Below are 16,759 nucleotides of genomic sequence, written 5' to 3'. Positions count from 1 at the left end.
GGCCGCGGTCGCGGCCCGACCGGCGGCGGCCTCGCGCTTGGCGAGCACCTTCTTGGTGTGCGCAGCGATCGGACCGCGCCACTCCTTCAGCGTCACCAGCAGCGGCGTCGCGAAGAAGATCGACGAGTAGGCACCGACGACGATGCCGACCAGCTGCACGAGCGCCAGGTCCTTGAGCGTGCCGACGCCGAGGAGCCACACCGCGATCACCATCAGCGCGATCACCGGCAACACCGAGATGATCGTGGTGTTGATCGACCGCATCAGCGTCTGGTTGACGGCCAGGTTCGCCTGTTCGGCGTAGGTGCGCCGATGCAGGTGCAGAATGCCGCGGGTGTTCTCCTCGACCTTGTCGAACACGACGACCGAGTCGTACAGCGAGAAACCGAGGATGGTGAGCAGACCGATGACGGTCGCGGGCGAGACCTCGAAGCCGACCAGCGAATAGATGCCGGCGGTGACGATCATGTCGAAGAACAACGCCGCGATCGCCGCGATCGCCATGTCCCGTTCGTACCGCACCGCGATGTAGATGCTGACGATCACGAGGAACACCACGAGCGCGATCAGCGCCTTCTGGGTGATCTGCCCGCCCCACGTCTCGCTCACGTCGGCGACGCTGATCGAGTTGCGGGAGGGTACGCCGTCGCTGTCGGTCGGCTGGAATTCCTCGAACAGGGCCGACTGCAGGGCGTTGACCTGCGTGATGTCGAGCGCCTCGGAGCGGATCTGGATGGTCGCGCCCGCGCCCGAACCGACGGTCTGCACCGCCTCCGGCTCGGAACCGAGGGTGTCGCTGTAGACCGTCTCGACCTGTTCGGTGGTGACGCCCTCGACCGCGGGCATCTGGATGCGCGTGCCGCCCTCGAAGTCGATACCCCAGGAGAAGCCGCGGATGAGCATGCTCAGCAGCGCGACGAGCACGATCACGCCGGTGAGCGCGTAGTAGAACTTGCGGCGCCCGATGATGTCGAAACCACCGGTGCCGGTGTAGAGGCGGGACAGTCCGCTGTGGTGCGGTGCCGTCGTCGTGTCGGTCATCGTCACGCCTCCTTCGCCGAGGTCGCTGCGAGCTGACGCTCACGCGCCACCTGCTGGATGGCGCCGAGTCCGTTGACACTCGGCTTGGACCAGAACTTCGAGGTCGATGCCAGATGCACCAGGGGCCACGTCACCAGGAACACCACGACCACGTCGAGGATGGTGGTCAGGCCGAGAGTGAACGCGAAGCCGCGCACCTGCCCGACGGCGAGGAAGTACAGCACCGCCGCGGCGATGAAGCTGACCGCGTTCCCGGACAGGATCGTCCGGCGGGCACGCGCCCAACCGCGCGGTACCGCGGAACGGAAGCTGCGGCCCTCGCGGATCTCGTCCTTGATGCGTTCGAAGAACACCACGAACGAGTCGGCCGTCATGCCGATACCGATGATGAGACCGGCGATACCGGCCAGGTCGAGGGTGTAGCCGATGTAGCGGCCGAGCAGCACCATGATCGCGTACACGGCCAGGCCGGAGAGCACCAGCGACAGCGCGGTGAGCAGTCCGAGCATGCGGTAGTACGCGAGGCAGAACAGCAGCACCAGTACGAGACCGACCGCGCCGGCGATCAGGCCTGCCTGCAGGGACGCGAATCCGAGGGTCGCGGAGACCGTTTCGGCCTCGGATGCCACGAACGAGAGCGGCAGCGAACCGTACTTGAGGGTGTTCGCCAGCTCGGTGGCCTGGGTGTTGGTGAAGTTGCCGGTGATCGAGGTGGCGCTGCCGGCGGGCGTCGCGCCCTGGATGACGGGGGCGCTGACGACCTTCGAGTCGAGCGTGAACGCGGCCTGCTGGCCGATGTTCGCGGCGGTGAACTGCGCCCATGTGTTGCTGCCCTCGCTGTCGAAGGTCAGGCTGACCTCGTAGCGGGACTGCTGGCTGTTGAAGCCGGCCGTGGCGTCGGTGATCTGCTGGCCGTCGATGATGCTGGGGCCGAGCAGGTAGACGGAGGTGCCGTCGGTCGAGCACGCGACGAGCGGCAGTGCCGGATCGTCGTTGCCGGCGAGCGGATCGGCGACCGAGCAGTCGAGGGCGATCGCAGCCTGCTGTTGGATCGCGGGATCCTCGCTCTGCCGCACAGCTTTCGCTGCGGCGATGTCCGCGGCGGCCTGCGCCTGCGGGTCGAGATCACCGTCGGCCGGTGCCTCGGGAGCGGGTGCGGGGGTGGCGGGGGGCTCCGGTGCGACCGGCGTGTCGGTCGGATCCTGGGCCGGGAACGGCCGTCCCTGCGGCTCGGGGTTCTCAGGTGCCGGATTCTCGGGCGCCTGGTTCTCCGGCGCCGGCTCGACGGGAGACTGGGTCGGGTTCTGGGTCTCCGGGGTCTGCGCCTCGGGGTTCTCGTCCCTGGTGTTCGCGCTGGCGATCGGGCCACCGAGGACCGGCCGGATGTAGAGCCGCGCGGTCTGGCCGAGGGTCTTGGCCTGCGCACTGTCGTCGCCGGGCACCGTGATGACCAGGTTGTCGCCGTCGACGACGACCTCGGACCCGGACACGCCGAGGCCGTTGACTCGGGTCTCGATGATCTGCTGCGCCTGCCGGAGGCTGTCCTGGCTCGGGCTGCTGCCGTCCGGTGTGCGGGCGGTGAGCGTGACGCGGGTGCCGCCCTGGAGGTCGATACCGAGTTTCGGTGTCGGCGACTTGTCACCGGTGAAGAAGACCAGTGCATACAGCGCCACCAGGATCGCCCCGAACAGGGCGAGGGAACGCGCTGGATGCACCGATCCGTTGGAAGGTGCCACGGTCAGTCAGTCTCCTCGTAACGAGTGAGTGGTTCGGTGGTGGCGGTCGCAGCGACCGCTGCGCGGCGCCACCCGAGACCACTCCGGGTGCCGCCGCCGCGATGAAGATCAGTATTCGGTGGGACGACCCGCCGGCGGATCGGTGTCGTCGTCCTTGCCGAACGAGACCGTACCGGTATCGGTGGTACCGGTGGTGCCGGTGTTGTCGGCGTTGTCAGCGAGCTTCTCACGGACCACCATGCGCGCCCACGTGGTCACGACACCGGGCGCGATCTCGAGATCGACAGTGGTGTCGGACAGCGCCACGACCGTCGCGTGCAGGCCCGCCGTCGTCGCCACCCGGTCACCGATGCGCAGCGAATCCTGCAGCTCCGTGACCTTCTGCATTTCCTTCTTCTGGCGCCGGATTCCGAGGAACGTGGGCACCAGCAGTGCAAGGATCAAAAGCGGGAAGAGCAGTTCCATCGTTGAAGTCAGTCCTCGATATCGGTTGACGAGCGGCCTCCGCGTGCCGACGCAATAGACCAGTGTGCCATCACCCGCCGTGCGGATGGTGGGCCCGTCACCCGGGCCGCGCGGTCAGTCCCCGTCGAAGAGGTCGAGTTGCGGTTCGCGCGCACGCACCTCGATACCGCCTGCTGCGGCCTCGGGCGGGGGTGTCAGACCGAGCTGCAGCCACGCGGCCTGCGTCGCGACCCGCCCGCGCGGCGTGCGGGCGATCATTCCCGCGCGCACCAGGAACGGTTCGCACACCTCCTCGACCGTGGCCGGTTCCTCGCCGACCGCGACCGCGAGGGTGGACACCCCGACCGGTCCCCCACCGAAGCTGCGCACCAGGGCTCCGAGCACGGCGCGGTCCAGCCGGTCGAGGCCGATCGGATCCACGTCGTAGACCGCCAGCGCCGCCTGGGCGATCTCGCGGGTGACGACGCCGTCGGAACGCACGTCGGCGTAGTCCCGGACGCGCCGCAGCAACCGGTTCGCGATGCGGGGGGTGCCGCGGGACCGGCCGGCGATCTCGGCACCGGCATCCTCGCGCAGGTCGATGCCGAGCAGCCGGGCCGAACGATGCAGGATCTGCTGCAGTTCGGCGGGTTCGTAGAAGTCCATGTGCGCGGTGAACCCGAAGCGGTCGCGCAGGGGGCCGGTCAACGAGCCGGAACGGGTGGTCGCGCCGACCAGCGTGAAAGGGGCGACCTCGAGCGGGATCGACGTGGCACCTGGCCCCTTGCCGACGACGACGTCGACCCGGAAGTCCTCCATCGCGAGGTACAGCATCTCCTCGGCGGGCCGGGCGATGCGGTGGATCTCGTCGATGAACAGCACGTCGCCCTCCGCGAGGTTGGAGAGCATCGCAGCGAGGTCGCCCGCGCGTTCGAGCGCCGGGCCGGACGTGAGCCGCAGCGACGTGCCGAGCTCGGCGGCGATGATCATCGCCATCGAGGTCTTGCCGAGGCCGGGTGGTCCCGACAGCAGGATGTGGTCCGGGGTGCCACCCCGCAGCTTGGCCGCCCGCAGCACGAGCTGCAACTGTTCCCGCACCCGCGGCTGGCCGATGAAGTCGTCGAGGCTCTTCGGCCGCAGGCTCGTCTCGATGTCGCTGTCGGACGGCAGGTGCCGGGCGGTCACCGGTGACGGTTCGTCCCGGTCGGTGGAGTGGGCGCGGTCGAATTCGCGGTATTCGTCGGTCATCGTGACCTACCGAGCAGCTTGAGCGCGGCGCGCAGCGCCGTGGACACCTCCGCGCCCGGATCGTCCGCGAGCACGGTGTCGGTGGCCGGTTCGGCCTGCTTCGCGGTGAATCCGAGCCCGACCAGCGCCTCGACGATCTGGTCGCGGATCGGCGACGCCGAGGCCGCCGTCGTCGTCTCGCCGGCACCCGCGAATGCCACGACCTTGTCGCGCAGTTCGACGATCATGCGTTCGGCGCCGCGTTTGCCGATGCCCGGGACACGGGTGAGGGCGGTCGTGTTGCCCTCGGCGAGCGCGGCGCGCAACGCGTCGGGTTCCAGCACGGCGAGGGTGGCCATCGCCAGGCGCGGGCCGACCCCGGACACGGTCTGCAGCAGCCCGAAAAGCTCGCGGGCCTCGGTGTTCGCGAACCCGTAGAGGGTCATCGAGTCCTCGCGCACGATCATCGCGGTGACCAGCCGGGTCTCGTCACCCCGACGCAGCGTGCCCAGGGTCGCCGGGGTCGCGTTGATCCGGTAGCCGATGCCGCCGGCCTCGATCACGACATGGTCGAGGGCGATGTCCAGTACCTCGCCGCGCACCGACCCGATCACTGGCCACCTGCCTTCCGCGCGGCCGCCTGCTCACGCAGCCGCTCTTCGTATCGTCGTTTCTGAGCGGCCGCCATGGCCTCGGCCGCTGCGAGGCGCGCGAGCATCGGTGCGCGCCAGCAGTGCGCGACGGCCAGCGCCAGGGCGTCCGCGGCATCCGCCGGTTTGGGTGCCGCGTCGAGCTCGAGGATGCGGGTGATCATGGCGGTCACCTGTTTCTTGTCGGCGCTGCCGTTGCCCGTCACAGCGGCCTTGACCTCGCTCGGGGTGTGGAACATGACGGGGATCGACCGGCGGGCCGCGGCGAGGGCCACGACACCACCGGCCTGCGCGGTTCCCATCGCGGTGCGCACGTTGTGCTGCGAGAAGACGCGTTCCACGGCGACCACGTCGGGCCGGTAGCGGTCCATCCACTCCTCGGCGGATTCGGAGATCCGCAGCAGACGTTGCGCGAGATCGAGGTCGGTGGGGGTCCGCACGACCCCGACGGCCACCGGATGGACCTCGCGGCCGCGTCCGGTGTCGACCACTCCGAGTCCGCAGCGGGTCAGGCCGGGATCGACACCCATGACACGCACCCGACCACCTCTCACCGCCACGAACATCTGTTCGAGAGCATAGTCGTCGGGGCTGCGCGTCGGCAGTGCGACACGCAGCCCCGGCGGGACGAAGACCGTGGCTCAGGCGTCGAGCTCGGCCAGCACCTCGTCCGAGACGTCGACATTGGTGTAGACGTTCTGCACGTCGTCGCAGTCCTCGAGCGCGTCGACCAGCTTGAACACCTTGCGGGCGCCCTCGGCGTCGACGGGCACCTCTACCGACGCCCGGAAGTCCGGGTCGGCCGAGTCGTAGTCGATTCCGGCCTCGACCAGCGCCGTCCGCACCGGAATCAGGTCGGAGGCCTCGGAGACGATCTCGAAGCTGTCGCCCAGGTCGTTGATCTCCTCGGCGCCGGCCTCGAGGACGACCTCGAGGATCTCGTCCTCGGTGCGGCCGTTCTTCTCCAGCACGACGACGCCCTTGCGGGTGAACAGGTACGACACCGAACCCGGGTCGGCCATGTTGCCGCCGTTGCGGGTCATCGCGGTGCGCACCTCACCGGCGGCGCGGTTGCGGTTGTCGGTCAGGCACTCGATGAGGATGGCGACACCGTTAGGGCCGTAGCCCTCGTAGGTGATGGTCTGCCAGTCGGCACCGCCGGCTTCTTCGCCACCGCCGCGCTTGCGGGCGCGTTCGATGTTGTCGTTGGGGACCGAGCTCTTCTTCGCCTTCTGGATCGCGTCGAACAACGTCGGGTTGCCGGCGGGGTCACTGCCACCCGTGCGGGCTGCCACCTCGATGTTCTTGATCAGCTTCGCGAACATCTTGCCGCGCTTGGCGTCGATGACCGCCTTCTTGTGCTTGGTGGTGGCCCATTTGGAGTGGCCGCTCATTCGCTTCGAGCCCCTTCCGGCGAGGTGATGTCGGCATGCGCCGACAGGTCGGAACAGAGATTCTACTCCGGGACTACCGGGCTTTCCGGACCGCGTCCACGAACATGCGGTGCACCCGCAGGTCCCCGGTGACCTCGGGGTGGAAGGACGTCGCCATCACCACTCCCTGCCGCACCGCGACGACCCGCCCCGCCGCCGGACCCTCGGGCACCGCCGCGAGCACTTCCACACCGGCACCGACCTTTTCGACCCACGGCGCGCGGATGAACACCGCACGCACCGGACCGTCGTCGATACCGAGCACCTCGAGATCCGTCTCGAACGAGTCGACCTGGCGGCCGAAGGCGTTGCGGCGCACCGTGATGTCGAGCGCGTCGAGATGTTCGGCGTCGGGCCGGGTGTCGAGGACCTCCGAGGCGAGCAGGATCATGCCCGCACACGAACCGAATGCGGGCAGACCGTCCCGCAGCCGCGCCCGCAGCGGCTCGAGCAGGTCGAACACCTGCAGCAGGCGGCTCATCGTCGTCGATTCGCCGCCCGGGATCACCACGCCGTCGACGCTGTCCAGTTCGCTCGCGCGGCGCAGCGCGATCGTGCGCGCGCCGGCCGCGTCGAGCGCGGCCCGATGTTCGCGGACGTCGCCCTGCAACGCCAGCACGCCGATGGTCGGTGTCGTACCCACGGGAAACTACCTGCCTGTTCGTTGTGCCGCCGGCTGCCCCGGCGGGATGTGTTCACGATTCGCGCAGGTAGCGGGTCAATCCTTCCTGCACGACCGCGGCGACCATGTTGCCGTTCCGGTCGAAGATCCGGCCCTGCGTCAGCGCGCGCCCGAACCCGGCGGACGGGGACGTCTGGTCGTAGAGCAGCCAGTCGTCGGCGCGGAACGGACGCATGAACCACATCGCGTGGTCGAGCGACGCGCCCTGCACCTTCTCGTCGGGGTGGGCGACACTGGCCGATCCCAGCAGCGTCATGTCGCTCATGTACGCCAGGGTGCACACATGGAAGACCGGGTCGTCCGGCAGTGTCTCGCGAGAGCGGAACCACACCTGCTGCTGAGAGGCCCAGCGGCTCGACGTGTCCATCTGCTCCCGCGGAACGAACCGGAACTCCCATTCGGCCCATTCGATCCGCGCCCAGTGCACCGTCGGGTCGTCGACCAGGTCCGGGTCGGGCAGATCCTCGGGCATCGGGACCCGCGGCATGGTGTCCTGATGCTCGATTCCCCTCTCGTCCACGTGGAACGACGCCGACATCGTGAAGATCGCCTTGCCGTCCTGCACCGCCGTCACCCGGCGGGTGCAGAACGACCGTCCGTCGCGGATGCGATCGACGAGATAGACGATCTGCATCGTCGGGTTGCCGGGCCGCAGGAAGTAGCCGTGCAGCGAATGCACTTCGAACCCGGGATCGACGGTCCGCACCGCGGAGACCAGCGCCTGACCCGCGACCTGCCCGCCGAACGTCCGCGGCAGCAACGTCTCCGTCGCGATGCCCCGGAAGATGTCCTTCTCGATCTGTTCGAGCGCCAGGATCTCTTCGATCTTCGCCATGCCCGCCCCTTCCACTGTGCGGCCCAAGGCTATAACGCCTCCCCCACCGCACGGTGACGGGAACCGTCACCGTGCGCTCACTGGTGGGCGATCACCAACCGCGCTCGGCGAGCCGGTGCGGCTGAGGGATCTCGTCGACGTTGATGCCGACCATCGCCTCGCCGAGACCGCGGGAAACCTTCGCGAGCACGTCCGGGTCGTCGAAGAAGGTGGTGGCCTTGACGATCGCCGCGGCGCGCTGCGCCGGGTTGCCGGACTTGAAGATGCCCGAGCCGACGAAGACGCCCTCGGCGCCGAGCTGCATCATCATCGCGGCGTCGGCGGGAGTCGCGATACCCCCGGCGGTGAACAGCGTGACGGGCAGCTTGCCCGCCTTGGCGACCTCGACGACCAGGTCGTAGGGGGCCTGCAGTTCCTTCGCCGCGACGTACAGCTCGTCCTCCGGCAGCGACGTGAGCCGGCGGATCTCCTGCCGGATCCTGCGCATGTGGGTGGTGGCGTTCGAGACGTCGCCGGTCCCGGCCTCACCCTTCGACCGGATCATCGCCGCGCCTTCGTTGATGCGACGCAGCGCCTCCCCGAGGTTCGTGGCGCCACACACGAACGGCACCGTGAAGGCGAACTTGTCGATGTGGTTCTCGTAGTCGGCCGGCGTCAGCACCTCCGACTCGTCGATGTAGTCCACACCCAGGGACTGGAGGATCTGCGCCTCGACGAAGTGACCGATGCGGGCCTTGGCCATCACCGGGATCGACACGGCCGAGATGATGCCGTCGATCATGTCGGGGTCGCTCATCCGGGAGACCCCGCCCTGGGCACGAATGTCCGCCGGCACCCGCTCGAGCGCCATGACCGCGACGGCACCCGCGTCCTCGGCGATCTTCGCCTGCTCGGGAGTGACGACGTCCATGATCACGCCGCCCTTGAGCATTTCGGCCATGCCGCGCTTGACGCGGGCCGTGCCGGTGGCGGGGGCGGATTCGGGGGTGCTCACAACGAACTCCTACACGTGTGGTCGGTCGGTCGGAAGCCGCCGGAAACACCATGGTCCTCGATGGGGCCTGGACGGGTTCCGTGGCCAGAAGGAGCCTATGACCGCACCCGGCACGTCGCCGATAGCCAGTCGCGGAGACCTGGCCTTGTGCTCCCGGTCACCGTGTCCCCCGAGGGGCCGGTCACCGAATCGCGCGCACCTCGGGCTCGGTTCGCCGCACGGCGACGTCCCGGGCCTCCCCGAGCAGATCGGCCAGGTCCTGTGGGTACACCGGTTCGCCGCGCTGCTGCAGTCCGCGGATCTCGTCGGCGGTGAACCAGCGAGGCTCGAGCCCCATCGCCCGCTCGAGGTCGGTGAAACCCGCGTCTCCGGCCACGAACACCGGTGCCTGCAATGCGAAGAACAACTCCTCCGAACGGATCACCTCGCCGTTGAAGGGGAACACCGCGACCCTCCGCCACATCGGACCGGCGAGCCGATCCGGGTCGGTCACCAGCCCCGTTTCCTCCTTCAGCTCCCGCACCGCCGCCTCGCGCAGCGACTCCCCCACCTCGACGGCGCCACCGACCGTGAACCAGAAGTGCACGTCCGGGATGGTCGGATCGTTTCCACGCAGCAGCAGCACCCGGCCCTCGTCGTCGAAGAGGACGACCCGCGCCGAGGTGCGGGTCTCGTCCGGCATCCGCGAGGTCTGGGCCGCGGCGCCGGAGCGTTCGGCGATCTCGAAGAACGTCGGGAGCGGCGCGGTACCGCCCAGATGCAGCCACCGCACCGGGCGGCGGGTGCGCAGCGCGAGGGTGTCGCGAACCGCGTCGTTGTGGAATCGCCGGGCGATCATGACGCGGGCCTCGGCGTCGGCCAGCTCGGCGACCAGCTGGGGTCGCAACCGTTCACTGTCGATCGTCGTGAGCATGGACGACAGTGCGTTCTCGGCGGTCTCCCGGTGCTCCCGGTCCGCGCGTTCGGCCCGATCGGCGAGGGCGGCGAGGCGTTTACCGTCCGCGGCCGGTACCGACGCGGCGATGCTGCGCACCACCACCGCCCGGCGGGCCAGCGCCGCGTCGAGCGCCTGCCACGACAGGTCCGACCGCACGTGGAGCCGGTCGAGCCGGTTCGCGGTCGTGTACGCCCACAGTCCCAGGCCGACGACCACTGCCGCGATCAGGGCGAGGACGAGGATCGTCACCGCACTGAGTGTCACGAGCGGACCTCCCGTACCCGTCCGGCCCCGACCGTCACCGTCTCGTAGACCCGCAGGATCTGCTCGGCCACCACGGGCCAGTCGTAGGTGCCGACCACAGCGGAGCCCTCGGCGACCAGTTCGGCGCGACGCGGGTCGTTGCCGAGAACCTCGAGGATGCCCTCGGCGAGCGCGTCGGAGTCCCCGACCGGCACCAGTACACCCGCACGACCGTCGCGCAGCACCCGGCGGAACGCGTCGAGTTCGCTGGCGACGACCGCGGTCCCGGCCGCCATCGCCTCGACCAGCACGATCCCGAAGCTCTCGCCGCCGAGATTCGGGGCACAGTACACGTCGGCACTGCGCATCGCCGACGCCTTCTCGGCGTCGCTGACCTGCCCGAGCAGCCGCAGATGCTTGGCGAGAGGTCCGGCCTCCTTACGGAGCTTGTCCTCGTCGCCGCGGCCGACCACGAGCACCTCGAGGTCGGGATACTTCCCGACGAGCGTCGGCAGCGCACCGAGCAGCACGGCCATGCCCTTGCGGGGTTCGTCGTAGCGGCCCAGGAACAGCACCGTCCGGCCGGCCCTGGGGTAGCCGGGCAGCAGCGGGGCGTGCGCGAAGAACGGCACGTCGACGCCGTTGGGGATCTCCACGGCGTCCCCACCCAGCGAGGTCACCTGCCAGCGGCGGGCCAGTTCCGACACCGCGATGCGGCCGCTGATCTTCTCCAGGAACGGCTGAAGGACACTTTGGAACGTGCTGAGCACGAGCGATTTCGTCGTGGAGGTGTGGAAGGTCGCGACGATCGGGCCCTCGGCGACCTTCAGGGCCAGCATCGACAGGCTCGGCGCGTTCGGTTCGTGGATGTGCAGGACGTCGAAGTCGTTGTCGTTGATCCAGCGCCGCACCCGCGCGTAGGACACCGGTCCGAAGCTCAGCCGCGCCACCGAGCCGTTGTACGGGATGGCGACGGCCCGTCCGGCCGAGACCACGAACGGCGGCAACACCGTGTCCTCGGAGGCCGGCGCGAGCACGCTGACCTTGTGGCCGCGCTCGATCAGCACCTGGGCCAGGTCCACGACGTGTGCTTGTACTCCGCCCGGTACGTCGAACGAATACGGGCAGACCATGCCGATCCTCAACTACGCCTCCATCCGGGCGCGCCGCTCGGCCGACAGGTCGTCGAGCCACAGCGGCTGCAGCATGTGCCAGTCTGCTGGGTGTTCGGCGATGTCGGCGGCGAATCGATCCGCGAGGGCCTGGGTGGCCGCCTCGAGCCCGCCGGTCACGTCGACCTCCGGGTGCACCCGGAACCCCCAGCCGTCGTCGGTGAACCAGCAGTGCACCGGCAGCAGCGCGGCACCGGTCTCGACGGCGAGCTTCGCGGGACCGGCAGGCATCCGGGTGGGTTCGCCGAAGAACGTCACCGGCACACCTTTGCGAGCCAGGTCGCGTTCCCCGAGCAGAGCCACGATCCGATTGTCACGCAGGCGCGCGGACAATTCGACGAAGGGCGGACTCTCGCCACCCGAGAGCGGGAACACCTCGAACCCGAGATGTTCGCGGTAGTCGACGAAACGCTGGTACAGCGACTCCGGGCGCAGCCGCTCGGCGACCGTCGAGAACTGCCCGTAGGTGCGGGCACACCACACCCCGGCCATGTCCCAGTTGCCGCTGTGCGGCAGGGCCAGGATCGCGCCGCGCCCGGCGGCCAGGGCCGCCTCGATGTGCTCGCGGCCCTCGATCGACGAGTCGATGGCCGCGGCGGTCGCGTCGAGGTCCATCGACGGCAAGCGGAACGCCTCGCGCCAGTACCGCGCGTAGGAACGCATCGAACGGCGGATCAGGTCGTCCGGCACGTGTTCCGGGGCGACGCCGAGCACGCGGGCGAGATTGCGGCGCAACTGCTGCGGGCCGCCGTTCCGCCGGGCGGCGATGTCGGCGCCGGTGTCGAACAAGACGCGCGCGACCCGGTCCGGGAGCGCGCGCACCAGCCGCCATCCGGCGCCGTATCCGAGGTCGGTCAGGCGTTCGGCGGATGTCATGCGGCTTCTCCGTCGGTGCCGGTGGCCGGTGCCGGGGCCATCGGCAGCAGTTCCCGGGCGCCGGGTGAACGACGCACCGCGAGGACCCGCTGGAAGACCGTGATGACCGAACCGGCCGCGAGCAGCCACATCGCGACGTGGATCGCCCAGTCGATCCCGAGACCGGTGAAGCCGGCGCCGACGAGCACGATGACCAGCCGGTCGGGGCGCTCGATCAGGCCGCCGTCGGCGGACAGGCCGCTCGCCTCCGCCCGCGCTTTCGCATACGAGATGACCTGGGACGACACGAGACAGATCAGCGTGGCGACGAGCAGCGGACGGCTCTGTTCGTCGTAGACCGCCCACCAGGCCAGGCCCGCGAAGATCGCGCCGTCCGCGACCCGGTCGCAGGTGGCGTCGAGAACCGCGCCGAACCGGGTACCGCCGCCGCGGGCCCGGGCCATGGCCCCGTCGAGCATGTCGAACATCACGAACAGCCAGATGACCATCGCGCCCCAGAACAACTGCCCCATCGGAAACAGCGTGAGGGCGGCGGCGACGGTCGCGACCGTGCCGATCAGCGTCACCGCGTCAGGGGTCAGGCCGGTGCGGATCAATGCCCTGCCGAGCGGCGCGGTGACCTTCGACACCGATGCCCGCCCGAAGAAGCTCAGCATCTCGCGACCCCCGTTTCCGGCTCGATTCGTCCTGTTCGGGACCCGATCCTGCCACGACCGCCCGCCGTTCGTCCGCTTCGCACGGCGAACCCGTGTGGGTCGTGTTCAGGGGTGGACGGTGTCACTCGTCCCATGCGGATGCCAGCAGTGCCCGCGTGTCGCGCAGCAACTGCACCATCACCTTCGAGCCTCCCAGGACCGTGATGAAGTTGGCGTCGCCGCCCCACCGCGGAACCACGTGCAGGTGCAGGTGCTCGGAAAGCGAACCTCCCGCTGCCGCACCGAGATTGAGCCCGACGTTGAAGCCGTGGGGCCGCGACACCCGCTTGATGACCCGCACCGCGCGCTGTGCGAACGCCATCAGCTCGGTGCTCTCCTCGAAGGTCAGGTCCTCGAGGTTCGCCACCCGCCGGTACGGCACCACCATCAGATGGCCCGGGTTGTACGGGTACAGGTTGAGCACCGCGTAGACGAACTCGCCGCGCGCGACGACGAGTCCCTCCTCGTCCGTCATCTTCGGTATGTCGGTGAACGGCTCGTACGGGCCGTCCTCCGCTCGCGGGGACTCGGTGATGTACGACAAGCGGTGCGGCGACCACAACCGCTGCAGATGGTCGGCCTCGCCGACACCCCGGTCGACGAGGGCTTCGGACTCGGCGGGGCCGCAGCCCCGGTCGCCGGTCACGACCCGAGCTCCGCGCCCTCGGGCGCGATGAGCGCGGCGGTCGGGGAGGCGTTCTCGCGGCGCCGGACCCAGTCGGCGACGATGCGCACGGCCTCGGCCACCGGCACGCCGTTGACCTGGGTGCCGTCGCGGAACCGGAAGCTCACGGCACCGGCCTCGACGTCCCGCTCGCCGGCGAGCAGCATGAACGGGACCTTCTGGGTGGTGTGGTTGCGGATCTTCTTCTGCATGCGGTCGTCGCTGAGGTCGACCTCGGCGCGGATGCCTTCGGCCTTCAGCTGCCGCGCGACGTCGAGCAGGTGATCGGCGAAGTTCTCGGCGACCGGGATGCCGACGACCTGCACCGGCGACAGCCAGGCCGGGAACGCCCCCGCGTAGTGCTCGGTGAGCACACCGAAGAACCGCTCGATCGAACCGAACAGCGCGCGGTGGATCATGACCGGGCGATGCTTGGCGCCGTCCTGTCCGGTGTACTCGAGTTCGAACCGCTCGGGCAGGTTGAAGTCGAGCTGGATCGTCGACATCTGCCAGTTGCGCCCGAGGGCGTCGTTGACCTGGACGGAGATCTTCGGACCGTAGAAGGCGGCGCCGCCCGGGTCCGGCACGAGATGCAGACCGGACGCCTCGGCGACCTCGCGCAGCGTCTCGGTGGCCGTCTCCCACAGTTCGTCGCTGCCGACGAACTTCTTGGGGTTCTTCGTGGACAGCTCCAGGTAGTAGTCGTCGAGACCGTAGTCCTTGAGCAGGTCCAGGATGAAGTTCAGGACGCTGGTGAGCTCGTCGCGCATCTGCTCCGGGGTGCAGAAGATGTGCGCGTCGTCCTGCGTCATGCCGCGCACGCGGGTCAGTCCGTGGACGACGCCGGACTTCTCGTAGCGGTAGACGGAACCGAACTCGAACATGCGCAGCGGCAGTTCGCGGTAGGAACGCCCGCGCGACCGGAAGATCAGGTCGTGCATCGGGCAGTTCATGGGCTTGAGGTAGTAGTCCTGCCCCGGCTTGCGGACGGTCCCGTCCTCGTTCAGTTCCTCGTCGATGTGCATCGCGGGGAACATGCCGTCGCGGTACCAGTCGAGGTGGCCGGACACCTCGTAGAGGTGGCCCTTGGTGATGTGCGGCGAGTACACGAACTCGTAGCCGGCCTCGACGTGCCGTCGGCGCGAGTAGTTCTCCATCTCCTGACGGATGATTCCGCCCTTGGGATGGAACACGGGCAGGCCGGAACCGAGCTCGTCGGGGAACGAGAACAGGTCGAGTTCGTTGCCGAGCTTGCGGTGGTCCCGACGTTCCGCCTCGGCGAGGAGCTCGAGGTGCTTGTCCAGCGCCTCGGCGGACTCCCACGCGGTGCCGTAGACACGCTGCAGACCGGCATTGTCCTGGTCGCCGCGCCAGTACGCGGCGGAGCTGCGGGTCAGCTTGAACGCGGGGATGAACTTGGTGGTCGGGACGTGCGGTCCGCGGCACAGGTCCTTCCACACGAGTTCGCCGGTGCGCGGGTTGAGGTTGTCGTAGATGGTCAGCTCTTTGCCGCCGACCTCCATGATCTCGGGGTCGTCGATGCCCGACTTGTCGTCGATCAGCTCGAGCTTGAACGGCTCGTTCTTCAGCTCCTCGCGGGCGTCCTCGAGGTTCTCGACGACCCGGCGGGAGAAGCGCTGCGCGTCCTTGACGATCTTCTTCATGCGCTTCTCGAGCTTCGCGAGGTCCTCCGGGGTGAAGGGGCGCTCGACCTGGAAGTCGTAGTAGAAGCCGTCCTTGATGGGCGGTCCGATGCCGAGCTTGGCCTCGGGGAACTCCTGCTGCACGGCCTGGGCCAGCACGTGCGCGGCGGAGTGCCGGATGACGCTACGGCCGTCCTCGGTGTCGGCGGCGACCGCCTCGACCTCGACATCCTCCTCGGGCGTCCACGCCAGGTCGCGCAGGGCACCCTCCGGATCTCGGATGACGACGATCGTCTCGGGTCCCTTGACGGGCAGCCCGGCGTCACGGACGGCGGCACCGGCAGTGGTTCCCGCGGGCACCCGGACGAGCGTGGCTGGTTTCGCGGATGCGGGCGTGGTCACTGTGGTGAACTCCTCCGGCTCGATGCCTGACGATGGACGGTGGCCGGCCGCGCAGAGGCGCGCGTCGGCAACCTCCCCATGCTATCGGCACGCCCCGGTCCCGCCGCTATCGGCACGGCGCTGTCGCGCCTTCGTCGACCCGTTGCGCCGGATCGAGGACCGGTCGCGATCACGACGGCCGGTGTCAGAGCTCGTTCAGCCCGCTCAGGACCCGCCGGAGGAGTTCCGCGCCGGGGCCGATCCGGTCGACGGTCCGGTGCACGGTGAGTTCACCCGAGGCCGCCAGGTCGCCGACGAGCACCCGCGCGACGCCGAGGGGAATCCCGGCGAGCGCGGCGACCTCCATGATCGAGCGTGGCTGCGAGCACAGTCCCAGCACGATGCGGTGTTCGTCGAGTCCCGGAATCACTCCGGTGTTCTCGGACGCCGCCACCATCGCGGATGTCGAAACCAAAGCTTCGAGCGGAAGATCCACTTCGGCTCGGGTGCGCCCCTGGCTGCGCACGAACGGGCGCACGAACGACGGCGCTTCCTGATCCATGTTCTTGTCCCCCACGAAAGTCTCGGACATCCTGGGCTGCACTGCCCCCACCGCGTCCACAGGATGCCTTCCGGCGGCGGTGTGCGCTACCGGATCCTCGCCGATGTATGACACGTCGTCATCCATCTCCGAGGCGGTTGTGGCGGCGTGTTTCGGAATGTACCTCCGCCGCCGCGCGGCAGTGCCGAATCGGGCGCCCGTCACCCCCACGGCCGGCCATTGATTGTCGGCGACACTCATCTCTCAGCCCCATCCTCCTTGCGGTGAGATCGATCCTGCCATCAGTCACACCATCTGGTGAGGTTGCGCAGGTCACACCTGCCACGACAGCCCCACCGTTCCCATCGAACCGTCCGGATCAGGGACCGGCGAGATGTGGAGGGGGCCGAATACGAAAAGAGCACCCCATCGGGGTGCTCTCGTGATCGGGCGATTGTTGTGGTCCCGGCTGGGATCGAACCAGCGACCTCCCCGGTGTGAACGGGACGCTCTTCCACTGAGCCACGGGACCGCGCCGCTTCGCAGCGGCTCGAACGAGAAGGAA

Annotated in this window: 17 protein-coding genes and 1 tRNA gene; all 18 read right to left on the bottom strand. The window is 69.0% G+C overall.

Annotated elements, in window-relative coordinates; translation table 11 throughout:
• On the bottom strand, positions 1–1,041 hold a 1,041-nt coding region (secF, locus tag ACN675_RS22530), incomplete at its 3' end, for a protein translocase subunit SecF (protein WP_420752955.1).
• Between the two features lie 2 nt (positions 1,042–1,043).
• Positions 1,044–2,777: a protein translocase subunit SecD gene (gene secD / locus ACN675_RS22525; protein ID WP_420752954.1), complete on the bottom strand. Its 1,734-nt coding sequence runs from the start codon at positions 2,775–2,777 to the stop codon at positions 1,044–1,046.
• Between the two features lie 108 nt (positions 2,778–2,885).
• Positions 2,886–3,242, bottom strand: a complete 357-nt coding sequence (gene yajC / locus ACN675_RS22520) for a preprotein translocase subunit YajC (RefSeq protein ID WP_420752953.1) — start codon at positions 3,240–3,242, stop codon at positions 2,886–2,888.
• Between the two features lie 114 nt (positions 3,243–3,356).
• Positions 3,357–4,469, bottom strand: coding sequence for a Holliday junction branch migration DNA helicase RuvB (gene ruvB, locus ACN675_RS22515; RefSeq protein ID WP_420752952.1), 1,113 nt, complete (start codon positions 4,467–4,469; stop codon positions 3,357–3,359).
• Positions 4,466–5,062: a Holliday junction branch migration protein RuvA gene (gene ruvA, locus ACN675_RS22510; protein WP_420752951.1), complete on the bottom strand. Its 597-nt coding sequence runs from the start codon at positions 5,060–5,062 to the stop codon at positions 4,466–4,468. The genes ruvB and ruvA overlap by 4 nt, the downstream gene beginning before the upstream one ends.
• On the bottom strand, positions 5,059–5,637 hold the full coding sequence (gene ruvC, locus ACN675_RS22505) for a crossover junction endodeoxyribonuclease RuvC (protein ID WP_420752950.1): 579 nt from the start codon (positions 5,635–5,637) through the stop codon (positions 5,059–5,061). The genes ruvA and ruvC overlap by 4 nt, the downstream gene beginning before the upstream one ends.
• Before the next feature lie 102 nt (positions 5,638–5,739).
• Positions 5,740–6,492 carry a YebC/PmpR family DNA-binding transcriptional regulator gene (locus tag ACN675_RS22500; RefSeq protein WP_197252514.1) on the bottom strand — a complete coding sequence of 251 codons (753 nt, stop codon included), beginning with the start codon at positions 6,490–6,492 and terminating at the stop codon, positions 5,740–5,742.
• A gap of 73 nt (positions 6,493–6,565) precedes the next feature.
• Positions 6,566–7,174: a pyridoxal 5'-phosphate synthase glutaminase subunit PdxT gene (gene pdxT / locus ACN675_RS22495; protein WP_420752949.1), complete on the bottom strand. Its 609-nt coding sequence runs from the start codon at positions 7,172–7,174 to the stop codon at positions 6,566–6,568.
• A gap of 52 nt (positions 7,175–7,226) precedes the next feature.
• Positions 7,227–8,048: an acyl-CoA thioesterase II gene (gene tesB, locus ACN675_RS22490; RefSeq protein ID WP_420752948.1), complete on the bottom strand. Its 822-nt coding sequence runs from the start codon at positions 8,046–8,048 to the stop codon at positions 7,227–7,229.
• A 91-nt stretch (positions 8,049–8,139) separates the two neighbouring features.
• Entirely contained in the window at positions 8,140–9,042 is a 903-nt protein-coding gene (pdxS, locus tag ACN675_RS22485) for a pyridoxal 5'-phosphate synthase lyase subunit PdxS (protein WP_197252517.1), read from the bottom strand.
• A 181-nt stretch (positions 9,043–9,223) separates the two neighbouring features.
• Positions 9,224–10,243, bottom strand: coding sequence for an NUDIX hydrolase (locus ACN675_RS22480; RefSeq protein ID WP_420752947.1), 1,020 nt, complete (start codon positions 10,241–10,243; stop codon positions 9,224–9,226).
• Positions 10,240–11,367, bottom strand: a complete 1,128-nt coding sequence (locus ACN675_RS22475) for a glycosyltransferase family 4 protein (protein ID WP_420752946.1) — start codon at positions 11,365–11,367, stop codon at positions 10,240–10,242. Before ACN675_RS22475 ends, ACN675_RS22480 begins: the two co-directional genes overlap by 4 nt.
• Complete coding sequence (locus ACN675_RS22470; protein WP_420752945.1) at positions 11,368–12,270, bottom strand: phosphatidylinositol mannoside acyltransferase; 903 nt, start codon at positions 12,268–12,270, stop codon at positions 11,368–11,370.
• A complete protein-coding gene (gene pgsA, locus ACN675_RS22465; RefSeq protein WP_420752944.1) occupies positions 12,267–12,926 on the bottom strand; it encodes a phosphatidylinositol phosphate synthase in 660 nt (219 codons plus the stop codon). The genes ACN675_RS22470 and pgsA overlap by 4 nt, the downstream gene beginning before the upstream one ends.
• 121 nt (positions 12,927–13,047) lie before the next feature.
• The gene (locus ACN675_RS22460; RefSeq protein WP_420752943.1) at positions 13,048–13,611 is read right to left on the bottom strand and encodes an HIT family protein; all 564 of its coding nucleotides are present in this window, start codon (positions 13,609–13,611) and stop codon (positions 13,048–13,050) included.
• Positions 13,608–15,674, bottom strand: coding sequence for a threonine--tRNA ligase (thrS, locus tag ACN675_RS22455; protein ID WP_420752942.1), 2,067 nt, complete (start codon positions 15,672–15,674; stop codon positions 13,608–13,610). The genes ACN675_RS22460 and thrS overlap by 4 nt, the downstream gene beginning before the upstream one ends.
• A gap of 184 nt (positions 15,675–15,858) precedes the next feature.
• On the bottom strand, positions 15,859–16,329 hold the full coding sequence (locus tag ACN675_RS22450) for a DUF742 domain-containing protein (protein WP_420752941.1): 471 nt from the start codon (positions 16,327–16,329) through the stop codon (positions 15,859–15,861).
• Between the two features lie 325 nt (positions 16,330–16,654).
• A tRNA-Val gene (locus tag ACN675_RS22445) sits at positions 16,655–16,726 on the bottom strand.
• Positions 16,727–16,759 lie beyond the last annotated feature (33 nt).

This window comes from Rhodococcus sp. O3 (assembly GCF_048897285.1).
In the GTDB taxonomy this organism is placed as follows: Bacteria; Actinomycetota; Actinomycetes; order Mycobacteriales; family Mycobacteriaceae; genus Rhodococcus.
Note: the sequence above shows the minus strand (reverse complement) of the source record. Positions and strands in the feature narration are given on the sequence as shown.

What these genes read in the sequence shown, in the direction of transcription:
- yajC (WP_420752953.1), bottom strand. Translation starts at nt 3,242, where the DNA reads ATGGAACTGCTCTTCCCGCTTTTGATCCTTGCACTGCTGGTGCCCACG.
- ruvB (WP_420752952.1), bottom strand. Translation starts at nt 4,469, where the DNA reads ATGACCGACGAATACCGCGAATTCGACCGCGCCCACTCCACCGACCGG.
- ACN675_RS22500 (WP_197252514.1), bottom strand. Translation starts at nt 6,492, where the DNA reads ATGAGCGGCCACTCCAAATGGGCCACCACCAAGCACAAGAAGGCGGTC.
- tesB (WP_420752948.1), bottom strand. Translation starts at nt 8,048, where the DNA reads ATGGCGAAGATCGAAGAGATCCTGGCGCTCGAACAGATCGAGAAGGAC.
- ACN675_RS22470 (WP_420752945.1), bottom strand. Translation starts at nt 12,270, where the DNA reads ATGACATCCGCCGAACGCCTGACCGACCTCGGATACGGCGCCGGATGG.
- pgsA (WP_420752944.1), bottom strand. Translation starts at nt 12,926, where the DNA reads ATGCTGAGCTTCTTCGGGCGGGCATCGGTGTCGAAGGTCACCGCGCCG.